Here is a 20,693-nt window from a genome sequence, read left to right on the forward strand (position 1 = left end):
TAAGTTTCTATTAAATTTTAAGAAAAAAGAACCAGAAAAATCTGATTCTTTATTCTGATAATTGATTTTGAACTTCCTTTACTTCCTTGTGATTTTCATACAAGCGTACTAAGAATTTCACAATCTCTTTTAAAATCGAATAAGTGGGTACTGCAACAATCATTCCAATAACACCATAAATATTACTAGATAATAGTAACAAAACTAAAATAGTTATTGGGTGAACTTTCATAACCCCACCAACAATCCGTGGATATAATACATTTCCGTCAATCTGCTGAATAATAAGCATGTAAATCACAGCAATTAACATCTTTTGAGGATCTGTAAATAGGTTTGATATGATCATCGGTATAAGACCAATACTAGGTCCAACATAAGGAATTAAATTAGCTAAACCAGAAAAGATTGCAAATACAAGTGCATATTTCAAACCAATAATACTATAGCCGATATAGGCTAAACATCCAATGATAACTGCATCAATTGAAACTCCACTAATATAACGGGAAATAGTGGCATTTAGATTTTTTATTAGACCAGAAATATTCAGTCTATCATGCTTTAAAATAGTTCTTTCTAGCATGGGTAAAAGCTTATGTCCATCTAGCAAGAAATAAATTAAAAAGACTGGCGTCATGATAATAATCAGGACAGTGCTAACTAATGCAGATAAGACACTGCCGACACTATTTGTAACACCATTTAAGATATTTTGTAGGATATCTACATAAGACAGATTCAGCTGTTGAATAGTCTTTTGAACATCTAGATTTTGAAAGGCTGGGTATTTGGATAATTTTATTACCAAATCTTGAATACGACTGTATATATCTTGGCTAGAATTAATCAAACTACTCAACTGATTGATTAAAATAGGCAAGAGATAAACAACGCCTATCACAATCAGCCAGACTAATCCACAGAGAGTCAATAAAATACCAATAATTCGATTTAGTTTAAATTTTTTTTCTAGAAACTGAACTAAAGGGTTTGTAAGATAATACAAGAAACCACCCAATAAGAAAGGAATCATAATTGTATTTATTACACTAGCAAAAGGTGTAATAATAGCACCCATTTCTCTCCAAAGATAGAAAATTAAGGTTATCAGTAGTATTTCAGTAGTCCAGAAGAATAATTTGTTTCTCCGAAACATATGCCACCTCCTCTTCTCCCTATTTTACCATATTTAAAAAAAGATTGATAACCCCCGTCATAAAATCAAGAATATTTTTTTTCTTTATGATAGAATAAAGTTACTATGAAGAAATTAATTTTAACATTGATCACACCCCTGTTATTGGCTACTGCAAGTCCTGTTTACGCGCAGGATTTTGATGTAGCGGCTAAGCACGCTATCGCTATAGAGGCTAACACTGGTAAGATTTTATATGAGAAAGATGCAAGTCAACCCGTCGAAATTGCATCTATCACTAAGTTGATTACTGTTTATCTAGTCTATGAAGCCTTGGAGCAAGGAAAAATTTCTCTAACTACTCCAGTTGAAATTTCTGACTATCCATACCAGCTCACTACTAATTCTGAAGCCAGTAATGTCCCTTTGGAAGCTCGAAATTATACTGTAGAAGAGTTGCTTGAAGCAACTTTAGTTTCTAGTGCTAATAGTGCAGCTATTGCACTCGCAGAGAAGATAGCTGGATCAGAAAAAGAGTTTGTAGACATGATGAAAGCAAAATTGCTGGAATGGGGTATCCAGGATGCTACAATCGTTAATACAACTGGTCTTAACAATGAAACCCTTGGTGATAATATTTATCCAGGTTCAAAAAAAGATGATGAGAACAAATTGAGTGCTTATGATGTGGCTATCGTTGCTCGTAACCTCATTCTAAAATATCCTCAAGTTTTAGAAATTACTAAGAAGCCAACTTCAACCTTTGCCGGAATGACTATCACATCTACGAACTTTATGTTAGAGGATATGCCTGCTCACCGTGGTGGTATCGATGGACTGAAAACTGGTACGACTGATAAAGCTGGTGAATCTTTTGTTGGTACTACGGTTGAAAAAGGAATGAGAATAATTACAGTTGTTCTTAATGCTAATACTCAAGCTGGTAACCCCTACGCTCGTTTCACAGCTACTTCTGCTCTTTTAGACTATATTTCCTCAAACTACGCTCTGCAAACTGTTGTCAAGCAAGGTGAAAGTTATGAAGATAGTAAAGCTCCAGTTATGGATGGAAAAGATGACAATGTGACGGCTGTTGCGAAAGAAGATATTAAAATCGTTCAACGTTTAGGTAGTCGGGCACAATCATCCATCAGTTATACACCAGCTAGCAATCTACCTACGGCACCTCTAGAAGCTGGAACAGTCGTTGGTCATTTGACCTACGATGATAAGGATTTAGTTGGTCAAGGCTATATCACGTCTGATAAACCTAGCTTTGAAATGGTTGCAGAGAAAAATGTAGAAAAAGCTATCTTCCTTAAAGTTTGGTGGAATAGTTTTGTTCGATTCGTAAACGAAAAATTATAAATAAAAAATCGCGATTTACGCGATTTTTTTATTTATCTTCTAAAATAGTGGAATGTTTATATCCATAGGTAAAGTAGATAATAATGCCTATTACAAGAGCAATCCCAAAGGCTATCCATGTTTCAAGTGTATACTGAAGCATGAAAGACAAACAGATTAGAATAGACAAGATTGGCAAAACTGGAACCAGTGGCGTTTTAAATTCTCCCTCTTTTGGCATTCCTTTATCTTTTCTCAGTTTGATAATTCCATATGCTAATAGAATTAGATAAGCCAAGGTACAAATATTTAAAAAGGCTGCAATACTTGCCAAAGGGAAAATTCCTGCAGCTATAGCTGAGACAACTCCTGTTAAAATCGTTGCATTTTTTGGAATACGACTTGTCTTTGTCACTTGTTTAAAACTTTGCGGCAAAAGACCATCACGAGCCAAGCTATAAATCATTCTAGACAAAGCAAAAGTCATGGAGATACATACGGTAATCAAGGTAAAAATAGCAACGAGAGACACATAATTGGCTGCCCAACCAATACCAATATTTCTCAAAGCATAAGCTACCGCGTCGTCAACATTGAGTTTGCTATAATGAACAATACCAGTCAATACTAATGTTACTAGGGCATAAAGAATAGTTACAATAGTTAGAGACAAAACAATACCACGAGGAACGTTCTTTTGTGGATTTTGAATTTCATCAACCGCCATAGAAATGGACTCAAAACCTAAGAAACCAAAGAACATAAGTGAAGCACCTGCCATAATACCAGAGCTACCTCCATATATCTGACCAAAACCAAATGGTGCAAAGTCAGACCAATTTTCCGGTTTAATGTACCAAATTCCAACCAAGATGAACAAGGCCAAGGCTGAAAATTTTAATACAACTAATATTGAGTTGAAACGTAAGGCAGCTTTCGAATTTAAAAGCACTAGTCCTGTTACTAATACCAATACTAGTATGGGCAAGAGATCGATATAAGTTCCCTGTTCTGGATTAAAGGTACCATTTAAGGCTTGAGGCATCGATATTCCATAGTTACTTAGTAAACCTTTAAAGTATGCTGCCCAACCTGAAGCAACACCTGAAACAGCTGTCATGAATTCCATAATAGTGAGCCAACCAGCTATCCAAGCTGGAAATTCACCCAAAATTGCGTATAAATAACTATAGGCTCCACCGGTTGCGGGGACTCGTGAAGCAAACTCAGCAAAAAAGAGAGCTGATAATGATACACAGATTGCAGAAATCACGATAGATACCACAAGAGCAGGACCAGCAAGCGTAGCTGCTGCAGTACCAGTGATGGTAAAGATTCCTGTACCAACCATGGCACCAATTCCCAAGAGAATTAAATCCCATAATTTCAAATGACGATGCATTTCAGTCTTACCCAGACTAACATCTTTTGTCCTAAAAATATTCATATTCATCCCCCATTTACTGATTTTTGTAATATTTTACCATATATCGTTTCAAATGTGAATATTTATAAACTAAAATTATTAAAAAAACAGAACAAATGTAACATTCGTTCTGTCTTTGTTCATATAGTCTAGCCAACTGATCCTTCCATTTCGTAGCTAATCAAACGGTTGAGCTCAACAGCGTATTCCATCGGAAGTTCTTTGGTAAAGGGCTCTACAAATCCCATGACAATCATTTCAGTTGCTTCTTGTTCTGATAATCCACGACTCATGAGGTAGTAAAGTTGTTCTTCTGAAATCTTAGAAACCTTAGCTTCGTGCTCCAAAGCAACTTGCGAGTTATGAATTTCATTAAACGGAATTGTGTCAGATGCAGACAAGTCATCCATGATAATAGTATCACACTCAATGTGAGAAACAGATTTCTTAGAGTTCTTGTTAAAGGTTACTTGTCCACGGTAGTCTACCTTACCGCCACCTTTAGCGATAGACTTAGATACGATAGATGAACTAGTATGCGGTGCATTGTGGATCATCTTGGCACCAGTATCCTGGTGTTGCCCTGCATTAGCAAAGGCAATAGAAAGCATGGTACCACGCGCTCCTTCTCCATCTAAGTATACAGATGGATATTTCATAGTTGTTTTGGCACCCAAGTTCCCATCAATCCACTCAACAGTAGCATCTTTTTGAGCCTTAGCGCGTTTTGTTACCAAGTTATAGACATTATCAGACCAGTTTTGAATAGTCGTATAACGCATATATGCTCCGTCCAAAGCAAAGATTTCTACAATAGCAGCATGCAAGCTGTTGCTTGAATATGTTGGCGCTGTACATCCTTCTACGTAGTGGACACTTGCTCCCTCATCAACGATAATCAGAGTACGTTCAAACTGTCCAGTATTTTCATTATTGATACGGAAGTAGGTTTGAAGCGGAATATCTACCTTGACTCCTTTTGGTACGTAGATAAAGGTTCCACCTGACCATACTGCTGAGTTTAAGGCTGCCAACTTATTATCTGTTGGTGGTACAAGCTTAGCGAAGTATTGTTTAAACAAGTCAGGGTATTCCTTGAGGGCAGAATCTGTATCTGTAAAGATAATGCCTAACTTCTCAAATTCTTCCTTCATGTTATGGTAAACTACTTCTGACTCATACTGGGCAGAAGCTCCAGCTAGATAAGCACGTTCAGCTTCTGGGATCCCAATACGTTCAAAGGTTTCTTTAATCTTTTCAGGTACATCATCCCATGAACGAGCTGGTTTATCAGATGGTTTTTGGTAGTAAATCAAGTCATCAAAATCAATCTCTGACAAGTCTGCTCCCCAAGTTTGCATAGGCATTTTTTTAAAGGTTTCGTAAGATTTCAATCGAAATTCTAACATCCACTCAGGCTCACCCTTAGCAGCGGACAATTCACGAATAACCCCTTCGTTCAATCCTTTACCTGTTGATAAGATTGGTTGCACATCATCATGGAAACCAAATTTATATTCACCAAGATCGATTGGTTTTGGTTCTACTCTTTCTTCAGCCATAATATCCTTTCTTTCATTATGTGTTTTTATGTTTCTTATTTATCTTCTTGATTTTCAATTGTTCTTTTGAGAGCATTCCAAGCTAAGGTTGCACACTTAATTCTTTGTGGGAATTTAGCTACACCAGATAAGAAAGCTGCATCTCCAAGACTGTCTTGTCTATCATCTTTTTGACCTTGAACCATTTCTGAAAAAATAGTTGCTAATTCTAAAATCTCTTGCTTTGTCTTACCTAGAACTGCATCCGTCATCATACTGGCAGAGGCAGTTGAAATAGTACAACCTGAATTTAGAAAAGCGATATCTTCCAAGCAATCTTCAGCGTTAAACTTGACAGAGAGATTGATGACATCACCACAGGTAGGATTATTGAGACTGATTTGTTCAGCATCTTCTAGCTTCCCTTGGTGATGGGGATTTTTCGAATGGTCTGCTACCACTGCCATATAAAGGCTATCTAGTTTAGAAAGTGCCATTGAAAAACTCCTTTGTCTTTTGTAAGGCATCGACTAACTTGTCGCAATCTGCCTTGGTATTGTAGATATAAAAACTAGCACGAGCTGTTGCTGGAACGTCCAAATACTGGAGCAAAGGTTGCGCACAATGGTGACCTGCTCTGACTGCTACTCCTTCATAATCTAGAGCTGTCGCGAGGTCGTGAGGATGAAGGTCACCTAGATTAAAGGAAATGACACCTGAACGTTGAGCCAAATCTTGCGAACCGTAAATGGTCAATCCCTCAATTGCCTGTAATTTTGGATAAACGTATGCGATTAATTCTTGTTCATGGACTTCAATGACGTCCATGCCAAGATTTTCAAGATAATCTACTGCAGCAGCAAGTCCAATCGCCCCTGCCATATTAGGAGTTCCAGCCTCGAATTTCCAAGGTAACTCCTTCCAACTAGCAGATTGCTCATAGACAAAATCAATCATCTCACCACCAAATTCAACTGGTGACATTTGTTCAAGATGCTTTTCTTTGCCATAGAGAACACCGATACCAGTAGGGCCAGCCATCTTGTGACCTGAAAAGGCAAAGAAGTCCACATCCAACTCCTGGACATCAATCTTCATATGGGGCGTTGATTGTGCTCCATCAACTACCATGATGGCTCCAACTTGGTGAGCCATTTGTGTGATTTCTTTGATAGGATTAACCACTCCAAGAACGTTTGATGCGTGAGCTAGTGAAACAAATTTAACTTTGTCAGTCAATTTAGAATGCAAGTCATCCATATCCAGAGCTCCATCTTTGAGATATACATAAACAAGCTCTGCCCCAGTCTTTCGGCAAGCTTCCTGCCATGGAATAATATTGGAATGGTGTTCCATGACTGAAATCAAGACCTGGTCTCCCTCAGTCAAGATTTCTTCTGCGTAACGTGCAACCCAGTTGAGACTAGTTGTCGTACCTCTGGTAAAGAGCACTTCTTTTGTCGACTCAGCATTGATAAAGTTACGAATGGTTTCACGAGCGGCTTCATAAGATGCTGTCGCCCTTTCAGCCAAGGTATGAACACCACGGTGAACATTGGCATTGTCCTCTTCATAGTAGTGATTAATTGCTTCCAGAACAGCTAGTGGTTTTTGTGTCGTCGCAGCATTGTCCAAATAAACCAGAGGTTCGTCATTGACAATCTGGTCTAAAATCGGAAAATCCTTTCGAATAGCTTCTGCATCTAACATTAAATTCACCTTAGCGTTTTAATAATTTTTCTTCGATGGTTGCAATCATTTCATCACGAACTTCCTTGACTGGAATCTCAACGATCACAGATCCAAGGAAACCACGGACAACCAGGCGTTCCGCAGTCGCTTTATCCAAACCACGACTCATGAGGTAGTACATGTCTTCAGGATCTACTTGTCCAATAGAAGCTGCGTGTCCTGCAGTAACATCATTTTCATCAATTAAAAGGATTGGGTTAGCATCTGAACGAGCCTGGTCTGAGAGCATGAGAACACGGCTCTCTTGTTGGGCGTCTGCTCCCTTAGCACCCTTGATGATGTGTCCGATACCGTTGAAGGTCAAGGTTGCTTTTTCAAGGATAACCCCATGTTGAAGAATATTACCGATAGAGTTACAACCGTAGTTAGTCACTCGAGTATCAATTCCTTGCACCTGACGACCACTTGATAGAGCAATAACCTTAAGGTCTGCATGGCTACCATTTCCAATCAAATCACTATCAAAGTCAGCAACAACATTTCCTTCGTTCATAACACCGATGGCCCAGTCAATACTTGCATCGTTGCCTAATTTACCACGACGGCTAATGTAGGCAGTGACATTCTCACCAAGACGGTCAATCGCCGCAAACTTCACTTGAGCACCAGAACGTGCAATCACTTCAACTGTGATATTGGCAGTTGCCTTAGCACTACCTTCTCCACGTGACTCAAGACGTTCGAGATAGTTAATTTTAGAGTTTTTACCAGCAATGATCAGAATATGCTTGTTAAATGGCACATCACTATCACTATCTTGGTAGAAAATTCCTTCGATTGGTTCTGTGATTTCTACATTGTCTGGAATATAGAGAACAGCGCCACTGTTAAAGTATGCTGTGTGGTAGGCTGCCAATTTGTCGTCATCGTATTTGACTGATGACATGAAGAATTCTTCTACGAGTTCTGGAATTTCTTCTAAAGCTGAATGGAAGTCTGTAAAGACCACTCCTTGTTCAGCCAACTCAACTGGAATTTGCTCAAAGACTGTTTGAGTACCTAATTGTACCAATTTCAACTGATTGTCAATAGCTGTAAAATCTGGAACATTTGCTGTTGGTTCATTCTCCGAAATCGTTCCATCACCCAGGTTCCAACGATGAAATTTCACACGTTCAATGACTGGTAATTCCAAACTCTCGATTTTATCAAAAGCTTTTAGACGGAGGTCTGATAACCAGCTTGGTTCGGCGTGCATTTCTGAAAAAAGTTTAATATTCTCTTTAGTCATTTACTTCTCCTAAAAGATACGAGGGAATTACAATTCTTCCTTGTAGTCATAGCCAAGTTCTTCAGCTAATTTTGCGTATCCTTCACGTTCCAAACGCGCTGCCAATTCAGGACCACCAGAAAGCACTACACGACCATCCATCATTACATGCACCACATCAGGTGTAATGTAGTTAAGGAGACGTTGGTAGTGAGTAATAATCATGGCACCGAAGCCTTCACCACGCATAGCATTAACACCTTTAGAAACAACTTTAAGGGCATCAATATCAAGACCAGAGTCAATCTCATCCAAAAGTGCAAATGTTGGTTCCAACATCAACAGTTGAAGAATTTCATTACGTTTCTTTTCACCTCCAGAAAAACCTTCATTGAGGTAACGCTCAGCCATTTCTTCTTTCATGTTAAGCAATTCCATTTTCTCATCCAATTTAGTGATGAAATCACGCACTGAAATTTTTTCGTCATCTTCTTTACCAGCATTCATAGCTGCACGAAGAAATTCAGCATTTGTAATTCCAGGAATTTCTGATGGATATTGCATAGCAAGGAAAAGTCCCATACGAGCACGCTCATCAACTTCTAACTCAAGAATGTTCACTCCGTCAAATAGAACCTCACCTTTGGTTACTTCATAGTTAGGGTTTCCCATGATAGCTGCAGAAAGAGTTGATTTACCAGTCCCATTTGGTCCCATGATAGCTGCAATCTCTCCTGTTTTAAGGGTTAAATTAACCCCCTTCAAAATTTCCTTACCTTCAATTTCAACATGAAGATCTTTAATCTCAATTACTGACATCTTAATTCCTTTCTTAATGTATGTATACTCTTACTAGTATAGCAAAAAAAAGCCTGAAAGGCTTTTATTTTGTCTAGAATGTAAGCGCTACTTTTTCCTTTGAATATGGTCATCTATGGCATTGATAATTTTTCCCATAATATAAGAGACACGAAAATTTCTCAGGATCAAAATAGCCCAAAGTAAGGCCACGATATAGCGTTGTTCCATGACTGATTCATTAAAATAATAAGTCTCAGCAGCTGTAAACAGGGCCATAATGATAAATTGTTGTCTATTCATAGTCTTATTCTTAAAATGTCTAGTCTTCTGTTATGGTTACTTTATCTGCTAAAAATTCAAAACCTTGAGGGAGTACTGACTCCTCAATATCTTCCTTGATAGTTTGCCCTTGAGACGATTTAGCCTTAGCTGAAAAGTCTGCTCGAACTTCTTTCCATTCTTCAATAGAAATAGCAAGAATCTCAGGAGAAAATCCTGCTGCTTGACTAAGGATATTGCCAAACATTGTGTTGAGATTATCACGTTTCATTGTCTGTCCAGCATTGAAATTGGATTCAAAGGCGAGAATAGCATGACGTTCATTGGCCGCAACAGGTTGGGAACCGGCTAAAAGTGCCTTATCAGGACCAGATAAACTTTCAATAACTTCTCCCCATGCATTTTGAAGACGGACTAGATTTTGGCGAGCTAAATCAGGGCTTTCAACAGCTTCTTGAAGAATAGAGTAAACTTTGTTACGATCCACACGATAAACAGACTTACTGCCAGACTGTTTACTTACTGGTGATGCTGTTGGTTTTAAACTTGATCCAGAATTAGAAAGAGCCTGTTTCAAACGTGCCACTTCATCCCTAAGCGAAGCTAATTCATCTGCTACTTGACCTGATAAAGCTGGTTTAACTTCAAGCTCTGCTAGGCGAATGGTCATCATTTCAGCATAAATCTTAGGCTGAAGACTGGCCTTCATATCAGCTAGACTTCTAGTAGCTATGGTAATCATTTCAAATAGGAGATCCTGTGATAGAGATAAGTTATCCTTAAATGTTTGGCTATGGTGAGTGTTTTCTCCACCCGTCTGGACAATCAAAATATCTCGTAAGTATTGTAGCAAATCCGTTACAAAACGTGTCATGCTCTTCCCATTCTCAAAAATCACTTGCAGATTTTCTAAAGCACGGGTAACATCTTTTTGAGCCAATGCAGCTACGTAGTCGTCCAAGGCGCTAAGACTAATGGTTCCAGTAATTTCCTCTGAAACGGCTGTTGTCAATTTATCATCATTGGTAAGACTTAAAGCTTGATCTAAAATTGATAAAGCATCACGCATACCACCTTCAGCTCTTCTCGCAATAATTTCAACAGCTTCAGTCTCATAATCAATTCCTTCCTTTTCCAAAATATGGAAGATATGATTTCGTATATCCTGAGTTTTAATGGATTTAAACTCAAAGCGCTGAACTCTTGATAAAATTGTCGCAGGAATCTTATGGAGTTCTGTCGTTGCCAGAATAAAGACTACATTTGGTGTTGGTTCTTCCAGTGTTTTCAAAAGTGCATTAAAAGCACCCGTCGAGAGCATATGAACTTCATCGATGATATAAACTTTATAGTGGGCAACACTCGGAGCATAGGTAGACTTGTCACGGATATCTCTAATCTCGTCAACTCCATTGTTAGATGCAGCATCCATTTCGATAACATCTTCCAAACTACCATCTGTGACAGCCTGACAAATATAGCAGTTATTACAAGGTTCCCCTGCAACTTGATTAGGACAGTTCATAGCCTTAGCAAAAATCTTAGCAACACTAGTCTTACCAGTTCCACGAGGTCCTGAAAATAGATAGGCGTGGCTTATTTTTTCCTGTTCAACAGCTTGTTTAAGAGTTTTTGCGACAATCTCTTGACCCACTAGCTGTGAAAAAGTCTGGCTTCTATATTTTCGATAAAGGGCCTGATACATTACACTTTCTCCTCAAACATTGAAAAGTTCCATACAGTTTTATCTAGCAGAATAGATACAAACTCTTCTAAATACTTCTGATCAATTTCATCATAATCATCAAGGACAGACGAATCCAAATCCAAGACACCCAGAAGATGACTATTTTTTACCATCGGCAAAACAATTTCACTGAGTGCTTTACTATCGCAAGAAATATAGTTAGGATAGGTCTTTACATCTCCAACAATAACCGTTTGACGGCTAGCTGCTGATTCTCCACAAACACCTTTACCAAGAGCAATTCTCACACAAGAAACACCACCTTGAAAAGGACCTAAAATAAGTTCGTTTCCATCAAACAAATAAAAACCTGCAAAAACAGTATTGGGAAAAGTTATTTTTAGCAGAGCACTGGCATTGGATAAATTAGCCAAAACATTGGTCTCTCCTTCTAAAAGAAAAGAGAGCTGTTCATTAAGTGTTTGATAAAGCACTTCTTTTTCTGAATATAACATAGAACCATTATATCAAAAAATACTAGTAGAAAAAAGAAAAATCCCTTGTTTTAAAAACAAAGGATTTTGTTCATATTCGAATGAATTAAAGTTCGATGTCTCCGAACAAGTCAGCCATTGAGAATCCTGTTTGAGTTTCAGGAAGTTCAAAGTCACGTTTTTCTTGACGTTTTGGACGACGTGGACGTGGAGCGCGTTTTTCTTCTTTTTGTCCTTCTTCTTGAGCTGGACGTTCTTCAAGAGCTTTGATAGAAAGTGATACACGTTCTGCATCTGCGTTAACATCAAGAACTTTAACAGTTACTTCTTGTCCCACAGTAAGAGCTTCTTTTGGATTCTCAATACGTTTGTGTGAAATTTGTGATACGTGAACAAGACCATCGATACCTGGCAATACTTCAACAAATGCACCGAAGTCAGTCAAACGTTTAACTGTTCCTTCTACAACGTCACCTTTAGCCAATTTTTGCTCAACGCCATCCCATGGTCCAGGTGTTGTAGCTTTAAGTGAAAGTGATACGCGTCCTTCTTCTTCGTTAAGATCAAGGATCTTCACTTCAACTTCTTCACCAACAGTTACAACTGATTTTGGTGAAACGTTACGTTCGTGTGACAATTCAGTCAAGTGAACCAATCCGTCAACACCACCAAGGTCGATGAAAGCACCAAAGCTTGTGATACGTGCAACTTTACCAGTTACAACATCACCAACAGCCAATTTACCAAATACTTCAGCACGAGCTGCTGCTGTAGCTGCTTCTACAACTTCACGACGTGAAAGGATGAAGCGGTTTTCTTTAGCGTCAACTTCTTTGATTTTAGCTTCAAATTCTTGACCTACAAAACGCTCAGTGTTACGTACGAAACGAGTATCCAACATAGAAGCTGGGATAAATCCACGTACGCCTTCAAATTCAACTGAAAGTCCGCCTTTAACAGCGCGAGTTCCTTTAACTGTAACAACTTCTTCTTCGCGTCCTACAAGTTTGTCCCATGCTTTGCGAGCTTCAAGGCGTTTTTTAGATACAAGGTATGTTACTGTATCAGTATCTTTACCAACTACTTGACGAAGTACAAGAACATCCAATACTTCACCTACTTTTACAAAGTCATTGATATCTGCATCGCGATCGTTTGTCAATTCGCGAAGAGTCAAGACACCTTCAACACCAGTTCCAGAGATTGCAACGTTAGCTTGAGTAGCATCTACTGTCAATACTTCAGCACTAACAACATCACCAGGTTCAACTTGGCTAACGCTATTTAGCAAATCTTCAAATTCGTTCATCTAAAAAATCCTCCAACAATCAAGCTTTTTCTTTAGCTTGACATACTTATAATTTTTTTCCTAAGCACCCGCAAGGACATGTTCATATCGTTCACGTCTTTCAATTATAAAAATAAAATACCCTAAGATATTTTTACTTTTATCTTGAATTTATTACCTAAGAACTGGGGTAGCTGGATTCGAACCAACGCATGAGGGAGTCAAAGTCCCTTGCCTTACCGCTTGGCTATACCCCAATAGTGATATGGAGAGAGAGGGATTCGAACCCCCGAACCCGAAGGAGCGGATTTACAGTCCGCCGCGTTTAGCCTCTTCGCTATCTCTCCGACAATCAACAAAGTCTATTATATCATGAAAATTTACAAAAAACAAGCACTATTTTGCTAAATTGTAGTTTTCAATCAATACTTCTACAGCTTTTTCAAGTTTCTTGTAAAAACTGTCGACATTTCCGTTCTTAATAATGGCAAATTGGTTATCTAATTCGGCAATTTCACCAATAATCTTTTTCCCAATAGTTAAAGTATAACCATCATATTTTTCTTTCCCAACTAATACAGTTGCATCAGTTAATTGGATTTCAATTTTTTTATCTTTTTTACTCATACTCTACCTCTTTTCATGTTTTCTATTGTACAAGAAATTCCCTAATCTAGCAAGAAAAAACTCTATATCAGCTGTTACAACCGCTATAGAGTTTCTTACATATTTAGTCTTTTACTCGACCTTTACAATCCATCCTTCGGGTGCTTCAATATCACCGAATTGGATACCTGTGAGTTCATCATAAAGTCTGCGTGTTACTGGCCCAACTTCTGTTTCGCTATAGAACACATGAAGATCATCACCATGTTGAATCCCCCCAATTGGTGAGATCACTGCTGCAGTTCCGCAGGCCCCTGCTTCTACAAATCGATCAAGGCTGTCAATTGGCACATCTCCTTCAATGGGTGTCATTCCCAAACGATGTTCTGCCAAATAAAGTAAAGAATACTTAGTAATAGATGGCAAGATTGACGGACTTAAGGGCGTTATAAACTCATTATCAGCTGTAATTCCAAAGAAGTTCGCTGAACCTACTTCTTCTATCTTGGTGTGTGTAGCTGGGTCAAGGTAAATAACATCTGAAAAATTACGTGATTTAGCCATTTTTCCAGGCAGAAGACTAGCTGCATAGTTACCTCCAACCTTAGCTGCTCCCGTACCATGTGGCGCCGCACGGTCATATTCATCTTGAATTAAGAAATTAGTCGGTGTCAAACCACCCTTGAAATAGTTCCCAACTGGCATGGCAAAGATGGTAAAAATATACTCCTCAGCTGGTTTTACCCCAATGATATCTCCAACACCAATCAAGAGTGGGCGGAGGTAAAGGGTTCCGCCAGTTCCATATGGTGGTACATATTCTTCATTTGCACGAACAACTGCTTTACATGCTTCTACAAACATTTCTGTTGGAATTTGTGGCATCAAGAGACGATCACAGGTACGTTGCAGACGTTTGGCATTTTCATCCGGACGGAAGAGTTGAACACTGCCATCCTTTGTACGATAGGCTTTTAATCCTTCAAATGCTTGCTGTCCATAGTGAAGACTTGGAGATGATTCGGAGATATGCAAAGTTGCATCCTCCGTTAATTCTCCTTGAGTCCATTGTTCATTTTTATAATAAGCTATATAACGATAAGGTAGTTTCATATAGGCAAAACCGAGATTTTCCCAATCAATTGCAACTGTCATATTTTTCTCCTTTATTCTAATCAAAACTATGTGTTCTATTCTACACTTTTCTCCTAAAATTTCAAGTTTTATTTGTAATTTTCTGAAAATTTATTACTAAAAAGAAATCAGTCACTAGAACTGATTTTCTTTTTAATTTTCTTTATCTTCTCTGAAGATTTCTTTAAGATAAGCATCAAATACTTCTTCATCAGAAATGGTATCTGAGATAAAGCTTCCGTTGCTAGTACGCTCTGATAGATTCAAATCTTGCAGGATTGACTCGTAAATTGTTCCGTTATTTGATTGAATAACAAGAGTTTGTTCGCCATCTTCTACTTCTGTACTAAAGAGATCTCCGATAAATCCTTGTTCTGAGACTGCTCCAGCCAAGAAGACACGATGTGGCTTGTTCTTCAATTCTCTAAGAACCTGAAGGCCACGCTTAGCACGACTGGTTGCTGGAATTTCTTCTGTTGAAACACGTTTCAAACTTCCACGTTGCGTTAATAGATAGAAGGATGAAGTATTGCAGATAAAGGCAGATTGAAGCTCATCATCTGCTTTCAAGTTCATAGCTTTGACCCCTGCAGCCTTGGCTCCAACAACTGGAACCTCTTCGATATTAAATCTAAGGGCATAGCCATTTTTACTAATCAATAAAACATCATCAAGCTTGATTGGTGCAATAGCTACAACCTGGTCAGTATCGTCCTTCAACTTAGCATACTTGACAGACTTAGAACGATAGGTTCTCCATGGAGAGAATTCTTTGCGTTCTACTCGTTTGATTTGTCCAAGGCGAGTCGCTGCAAAGTAGGTTGTCGCATCCTCAAACTGATCCACAACTTCAACATAGAGCACTTCTTCATTGGTTTCAAAGTTTGTAATTGTTTGACTCAAGTGCTCCCCGATATCCTTCCAACGAATATCTGACAACTCATGGACTGGTCGGTAAATGACATTCCCAAGCGTTGTAAAAATTAAGAGGTGTTGAGTGGTTTTAACTGATTGTACAAATAGCAAACGGTCATCATCTCGTTTCCCAATTTCTTCTAAGGTAGAAGCTGCGAAAGAACGAGGACTAGTACGCTTGATGTAACCTGCCTTAGTCACGCTGACGTAAGTATCTTCTTCCGCGATAAGGCTAGCTGTATCAATCTCGATGACTTTTGCTGTATCTTCTAAAGAACTCAAACGAGGTGTCGCAAACTGTCTCTTGACCTCACGAAGTTCTTTTTTCATGAGATTGTACATAGTCCGTTCGTCACCGATGATGGCTGCAAGCATAGCAATTTTTTCGCGAAGTTCTGCTTCTTCTTCCTGCAAGACAACTACGTCTGTATTGGTCAAACGGTATAATTGCAAGGTAACAATAGCTTCAGCCTGCTCTTCAGTAAAATCATAACTGACCTTGAGGTTTTCCTTGGCATCAGCCTTGTTCTCAGAAGCACGAATAAGAGCAATGACTTCATCTAAAATAGAGATGACACGAATCAAACCTTCCACGATATGGAGACGTTTTTCAGCCTTTTCCTTATCAAAGCGAGAACGTGCCAAGATGACCTCACGACGGTGGGCAATATAGCTAGACAATATTGGCACAATTCCAACCTGACGAGGTGTGAAATTGTCAATAGCCACCATGTTGAAGTTGTAGTTGATTTGTAGGTCAGTATACTTGAAAAGGTAGTTGAGAACAAGCTCAGTATTCGCATCTTTCTTGAGTTCGATAGCAATACGAAGACCGTCACGGTCAGACTCATCCCGAACCTCAGCGATACCTGCTACCTTGTTATTGACACGAACTTCATCGATTTTCTTGACCAAGTTAGCCTTATTAATCTCATAGGGAATCTCAGTTATAACGATTTGTTCCTTACCACCTTTTAGCTTCTCAATTTCAGTCTTAGAACGAACGACCACGCGCCCCTTACCAGTTTCATAGGCTTTCTTGATCTCATCACGGCCTTGGATAATTGCTCCTGTAGGAAAGTCTGGTCCAGGCAAGAATTCCATCAACTTATCTACCTTGGCAGTTGGGTGATCAATCATGTAGACTGTCGCATCAATAACCTCTGCCAAATTATGCGGTGGAATATCTGTGGCATAACCAGCTGAAATCCCGGTTGAACCATTGACTAAGAGGTTTGGAAAGGCTGCTGGTAAAACCGTCGGCTCTTTCTCGGTATCGTCAAAGTTCCAAGCAAAGGGAACTGTCTTTTTATCGATATCCTGAAGGAGATAGCCTGCAATCTCAGATAAACGAGCTTCCGTATAACGCATAGCCGCAGGTGGATCTCCGTCCATGGAACCATTGTTACCATGCATTTCAACCAGAATCTCACGGTTTTTCCAGTCCTGAGACATACGGACCATGGCATCATAGATAGAAGAATCTCCATGTGGGTGGAAATTACCCATAATGTTCCCGACTGACTTGGCCGACTTACGGTAGCTCTTGTCAAAAGTATTGCCATCCTTATTCATCGAATACAGAATACGGCGCTGAACCGGCTTCAATCCATCCCGAATGTCTGGCAAAGCCCGGTCTTGAATGATGTATTTGGAATAACGCCCAAAGCGCTCTCCCATGATGTCCTCCAAGGACATATTTTGGATATTACTCATATAGGATACAAAGCCCGTAAAATGCAAAGTGAAAATAGGAAATTCTTACAGTGAGCGATGCTCAAAAGAGAATTTATCTTTTTCACATAGCATTTAGGGCGTGTTCAACTCCTTTCAAAAAATGTAGAGTAGTTTTATGTAGAAAAAGGATATATTACAGAAATTAGTCCCGTGTTCAGTAACCTCTAGTAACCAAATTATCCTTTCTGTAGTTTAAATTGATAAATAGAGTTCTTTATTTTCTTAGTAATCAGGAAGTTTTGACTCAGCATACTGAATCATCTGCTCAGCTACTTCCCTATCATAGTCAAAGCCCATCTTCTTGGCTAAATCTTGCGCTTCTCTATGAAAGAGATTCATAGTAGCCAATAATGACTGAGTGATTTTGTCTATACTTGAAAAATCAAGGAGAGAAGAGAATTCCTTCTCTTTCTCTGTAGGTAAATACCGGAAAAGATACTTGTAGTTTTTACCGATATCGACCTTTCCCCTATCACTTGCCACCTGCCAGGCCAAGACTTTCAAGAGTTCTTGCTGACAAATACCGTAGAGATGGTCTGTCGCATAGATGACTTGCTTGCGACAAATTCCTTTAACCACGTAAGCTGACACCCACCAAAATTCATTGCAGGCTTTTTCAAAATCAATCTCACTAGCTGGACTTTTCCAGTAACGCTGAGGATTTGAAGAATAAGGCGCAAATAAGCCCTTGGTGTCCTCTAGCACTGTGAAATCTGCTTCGCTTTCTACCCACTCCTTGATATGCACTTTAGGACAGAGAGTCAAATCAATACGGTTACCGTCTTCAAAGAGCATGAGGTAAAGACGGCGATGTCCAAGAGTAACCTCTTGCTCAATGATACGTTTGCCGAACTGGTCCAACCAAGAAAGGTCGGCTATCAGACCATCCAAATCCTCCACGATATAGACTACATCATAGTCTAGGAACTCGTCCTTGGGAGCCTTTGGGTTTGTCCGCGAGCCGGAAATGGCGACTGCATCGACCTGTAGCACTTTTGCGGTTTGCAAAATCACATCAAACATCTCGGTTTCAGTTCTCATGGGAATACCTGCCTTTTTAGTGGAAACTCTTGATTCTGTAGAGGACATGTCTATAAAGCGGACTGTCTGCTGGAAATTTTTCATCATCAAATTCTTTGACAAATTCCATGCTCAGTTTTTGCATGACTTTTTGCGAAAGTTGATTGAATAAGGATGTAAAAGAGTAAACTTTTGACAAGCTAGCTTGCTGAAAAGCAAAGTCTAGACAGGCTTGGGCAGCCTCCGTCGCATAAGCATCTTGGCTAGTTCAAGCGAATTTGTCAGACCCAGTTTGTTGTCAAGCGTCATTGGCTGTCTCCTTTCATTCAGATTTTCTAAATCCTGTACCAACAGGCTTAAAACTTATTGCCCGATAAAAGCCATCTGCTTCAGATATTAATTCAATCCGTGTCAAAGGATATTTTTTGTGGATCTCCTCAATTAGCTGCTGTCCCAGTCCTTTTCTGCGGTGGGATTTATCAATAATTATTTCAGCTAAAAAGGTCGTCAGCACTTCATCCGTCAGATAACGGACAAAGCCGAGGATTTTCTGGTCCTCTTCAAGCACCAAGTAATGAGACAGATTTGTTGAAAATAGAAATGTCACTTTTTCCTCTGTAAAAGAAAGCCATTTTTCACTTTGATAAAGGCTATAAATAGCTTGACAATCTTTTCTGCTTGCAGGTCTGATAATCATCTTCTATTCCTCCAAATCTGTCAGACTTAATTAACACTCCCCACTGCTTCCGTTACCTTCATGGCAGGTTTGCGTTTTTTATAGCGACAACGGATAGCGTTGAGATGGTCAGTCGCATAGATGACTTGCTTGCGACAGATTCCTTTGACCACATATGCTGACACCCACCAAAATTCATTGCAGGCTTTTTCAAAATCCGTTTCAGTAGCTGAGGTTATCCAGTAACGCTCTGGATTTGGGAAAAAAGGTTCAAATAAATTTTCTGGATCTTCTAAAATAGTGAATTCTGCTTCACTGTCCACCCATTCTTGAATGTGTTCTTTAGGACAAAGAGTCAAATCGATACGATTGCTATCTTCAAAGCATGAGGTAAAGACGACGGTTTCCTAGATTATTATGCTGCTCAATCAGACGATTGCCAAACTGATCCAGCCAAGACAAGTCTGAAATTAGGTTTTCAAGATTATCAACAAGATAAACAACATCATAGTCTTGAAATTCATCTTTTGGAGCTTGGTCATTTGTTCTAGAACCCGATAAAGCAACAGCCTCGACTTTTAAGGTCTTCGCAACTTGCAAGAGCAAATTTAGTATTTCTGTTTCAGTTCTCATCTATGTCACCGTCGTTTGAAATTGAGCCAGGGTTAGGAACATCTTCTTGCTTTTGTTGTTGAAGATTCTGCACCCTTTTACTTTCAAGTTCTCCATAGATAAATTGAATAATCGAACTGATGCCGACAATTGGTACCAAAATAATAATTCCTATTTCTGATTGCATCAGTAGCATTAAAAGATTCACGATTGATAAAATCATCAAGATTCGTGCATTGATTTTTAGAATTTTTGAATAGTTACTAGGGTAATATTGTAGATGTCTTTTGCTTTTATAAATAGATATAAAACCAAAAACTAGACTGGCAGGTATGAAAATATAGACGACATAAACATAAAATAGCAATCCTGCATAAAGATATGATTTAAATGGATTATCAAATAGTATCACACCAAAAGTCACTAGGGTCAATAATAAAAAGTTTAGGTAACGGCTTTGCTCTGGTTTCTCTTGCTTGGCAATTGCAAACATAATCGCGCCTAAAGCTAAGACTACAAAGAGAAAAGGAGAATCAAACAATATACTGAACATAATTTTACCCTTCTTATAAAAACTAAAAATAACAGTGAACCATTAGCCTAAATCAATCCTTGAGCTTGACGCCATTTTTCATAAGTTTCGATATCAATGCTGACCATATTCATACAAAGTCCCAGAACCGCCATATCATCTAAGTAACCTGCTAGGGGAATGAAATCTGGAATAATATCAATGGGAGCAAGGAAATAAACAAGTGCACTCAAAACAGCTAATATTGTCCCATAGGGAACTGTGGTATACTTCCCTTGAACATAATTTTTCACTAAAGAAATCATGACTGGGATCATCGAAAATTTCTTTCCAACAAATGGCATATCGTTAATTTTTTGCTCCAAACGATACAAAAAATCATCTAATTCATCTTTATCGTTTAATAATGCTTCAGATTGCGCATAACCACTTTCAAGAGCTTCTTTCACTTGCTCTTCACTTAGATTTTCAGACATATCTTGTTCTCCATTTGTATCT

Annotated in this window: 19 protein-coding genes, 2 tRNA genes and 2 pseudogenes; 1 reads left to right on the top strand and 22 read right to left on the bottom strand. The window is 38.8% G+C overall.

The features are described from left to right. Positions 1–49: 49 nt before the first annotated feature. Positions 50–1,159: an AI-2E family transporter gene (locus QM847_RS01710; RefSeq protein WP_269797136.1), complete on the bottom strand. Its 1,110-nt coding sequence runs from the start codon at positions 1,157–1,159 to the stop codon at positions 50–52. Positions 1,160–1,264: 105 nt separating this feature from the next. On the opposite strand from QM847_RS01710, the gene pbp3 reads away from it, so the two are divergent. Next, positions 1,265–2,506, top strand: a complete 1,242-nt coding sequence (pbp3, locus tag QM847_RS01715; RefSeq protein WP_269797135.1) for a D-alanyl-D-alanine carboxypeptidase PBP3 — start codon at positions 1,265–1,267, stop codon at positions 2,504–2,506. A gap of 28 nt (positions 2,507–2,534) precedes the next feature. Here the strand turns inward: pbp3 and QM847_RS01720 are convergent, their stop codons facing one another. From QM847_RS01720 to QM847_RS01820, 21 genes and pseudogenes are all read right to left on the bottom strand, one after another. Then, the gene (locus QM847_RS01720) at positions 2,535–3,932 is read right to left on the bottom strand and encodes an APC family permease (protein WP_414353404.1); all 1,398 of its coding nucleotides are present in this window, start codon (positions 3,930–3,932) and stop codon (positions 2,535–2,537) included. A 128-nt stretch (positions 3,933–4,060) separates the two neighbouring features. Next, complete coding sequence (sufB, locus tag QM847_RS01725; RefSeq protein WP_269797133.1) at positions 4,061–5,473, bottom strand: Fe-S cluster assembly protein SufB; 1,413 nt, start codon at positions 5,471–5,473, stop codon at positions 4,061–4,063. A 35-nt stretch (positions 5,474–5,508) separates the two neighbouring features. After that, positions 5,509–5,949, bottom strand: a complete 441-nt coding sequence (gene sufU / locus QM847_RS01730; protein WP_414353405.1) for a Fe-S cluster assembly sulfur transfer protein SufU — start codon at positions 5,947–5,949, stop codon at positions 5,509–5,511. Beyond that, positions 5,936–7,162 carry a cysteine desulfurase gene (locus QM847_RS01735; protein WP_414353406.1) on the bottom strand — a complete coding sequence of 409 codons (1,227 nt, stop codon included), beginning with the start codon at positions 7,160–7,162 and terminating at the stop codon, positions 5,936–5,938. Before QM847_RS01735 ends, sufU begins: the two co-directional genes overlap by 14 nt. A gap of 10 nt (positions 7,163–7,172) precedes the next feature. Then, positions 7,173–8,435, bottom strand: coding sequence for a Fe-S cluster assembly protein SufD (sufD, locus tag QM847_RS01740; protein ID WP_414353407.1), 1,263 nt, complete (start codon positions 8,433–8,435; stop codon positions 7,173–7,175). A 27-nt stretch (positions 8,436–8,462) separates the two neighbouring features. Then, a complete protein-coding gene (gene sufC / locus QM847_RS01745; RefSeq protein WP_142556978.1) occupies positions 8,463–9,233 on the bottom strand; it encodes a Fe-S cluster assembly ATPase SufC in 771 nt (256 codons plus the stop codon). Between the two features lie 87 nt (positions 9,234–9,320). After that, positions 9,321–9,515 carry a DUF3272 family protein gene (locus QM847_RS01750; RefSeq protein WP_414353408.1) on the bottom strand — a complete coding sequence of 65 codons (195 nt, stop codon included), beginning with the start codon at positions 9,513–9,515 and terminating at the stop codon, positions 9,321–9,323. A gap of 19 nt (positions 9,516–9,534) precedes the next feature. After that, positions 9,535–11,199 carry a DNA polymerase III subunit gamma/tau gene (gene dnaX / locus QM847_RS01755; protein WP_414353409.1) on the bottom strand — a complete coding sequence of 555 codons (1,665 nt, stop codon included), beginning with the start codon at positions 11,197–11,199 and terminating at the stop codon, positions 9,535–9,537. Further along, positions 11,199–11,696: a GAF domain-containing protein gene (locus QM847_RS01760; RefSeq protein ID WP_414353410.1), complete on the bottom strand. Its 498-nt coding sequence runs from the start codon at positions 11,694–11,696 to the stop codon at positions 11,199–11,201. Before QM847_RS01760 ends, dnaX begins: the two co-directional genes overlap by 1 nt. Positions 11,697–11,781: 85 nt before the next feature. Beyond that, positions 11,782–12,984, bottom strand: coding sequence for a 30S ribosomal protein S1 (gene rpsA / locus QM847_RS01765; RefSeq protein ID WP_075567746.1), 1,203 nt, complete (start codon positions 12,982–12,984; stop codon positions 11,782–11,784). Positions 12,985–13,148: 164 nt separating this feature from the next. Continuing rightward, positions 13,149–13,220: transfer RNA gene (locus QM847_RS01770), tRNA-Gln, on the bottom strand. A 9-nt stretch (positions 13,221–13,229) separates the two neighbouring features. Next, positions 13,230–13,310, bottom strand: a tRNA-Tyr gene (locus QM847_RS01775). 49 nt (positions 13,311–13,359) lie between these two features. Beyond that, a complete protein-coding gene (locus QM847_RS01780; RefSeq protein WP_269797127.1) occupies positions 13,360–13,590 on the bottom strand; it encodes a DUF2969 domain-containing protein in 231 nt (76 codons plus the stop codon). A gap of 111 nt (positions 13,591–13,701) precedes the next feature. Next, the gene (locus QM847_RS01785) at positions 13,702–14,724 is read right to left on the bottom strand and encodes a branched-chain amino acid aminotransferase (protein WP_414353411.1); all 1,023 of its coding nucleotides are present in this window, start codon (positions 14,722–14,724) and stop codon (positions 13,702–13,704) included. A gap of 132 nt (positions 14,725–14,856) precedes the next feature. Continuing rightward, the gene (parC, locus tag QM847_RS01790; RefSeq protein ID WP_414353412.1) at positions 14,857–17,334 is read right to left on the bottom strand and encodes a DNA topoisomerase IV subunit A; all 2,478 of its coding nucleotides are present in this window, start codon (positions 17,332–17,334) and stop codon (positions 14,857–14,859) included. A 243-nt stretch (positions 17,335–17,577) separates the two neighbouring features. Continuing rightward, positions 17,578–18,396 carry an aminoglycoside 6-adenylyltransferase gene (locus QM847_RS01795; RefSeq protein ID WP_414353760.1) on the bottom strand — a complete coding sequence of 273 codons (819 nt, stop codon included), beginning with the start codon at positions 18,394–18,396 and terminating at the stop codon, positions 17,578–17,580. Positions 18,397–18,412: 16 nt separating this feature from the next. After that, a pseudogene (locus QM847_RS01800) lies at positions 18,413–18,628 on the bottom strand (GNAT family N-acetyltransferase); the annotation flags it as partial. A 69-nt stretch (positions 18,629–18,697) separates the two neighbouring features. Then, the gene (locus QM847_RS01805) at positions 18,698–19,072 is read right to left on the bottom strand and encodes a GNAT family N-acetyltransferase (RefSeq protein WP_414353413.1); all 375 of its coding nucleotides are present in this window, start codon (positions 19,070–19,072) and stop codon (positions 18,698–18,700) included. Positions 19,073–19,164: 92 nt separating this feature from the next. After that, positions 19,165–19,684, bottom strand: a pseudogene (locus QM847_RS01810) (aminoglycoside 6-adenylyltransferase); the annotation flags it as partial. Continuing rightward, the gene (locus QM847_RS01815) at positions 19,674–20,216 is read right to left on the bottom strand and encodes a hypothetical protein (protein WP_414353415.1); all 543 of its coding nucleotides are present in this window, start codon (positions 20,214–20,216) and stop codon (positions 19,674–19,676) included. The gene QM847_RS01815 and the pseudogene QM847_RS01810, both read right to left, overlap by 11 nt. A gap of 47 nt (positions 20,217–20,263) precedes the next feature. After that, positions 20,264–20,671, bottom strand: a complete 408-nt coding sequence (locus QM847_RS01820; protein WP_414353416.1) for a YkvA family protein — start codon at positions 20,669–20,671, stop codon at positions 20,264–20,266. Between the last annotated feature and the right edge of the window lie 22 nt (positions 20,672–20,693).

This window comes from Streptococcus timonensis (assembly GCF_047463455.1).
GTDB classification, from domain to species: domain Bacteria; phylum Bacillota; class Bacilli; order Lactobacillales; family Streptococcaceae; genus Streptococcus; species Streptococcus timonensis_B.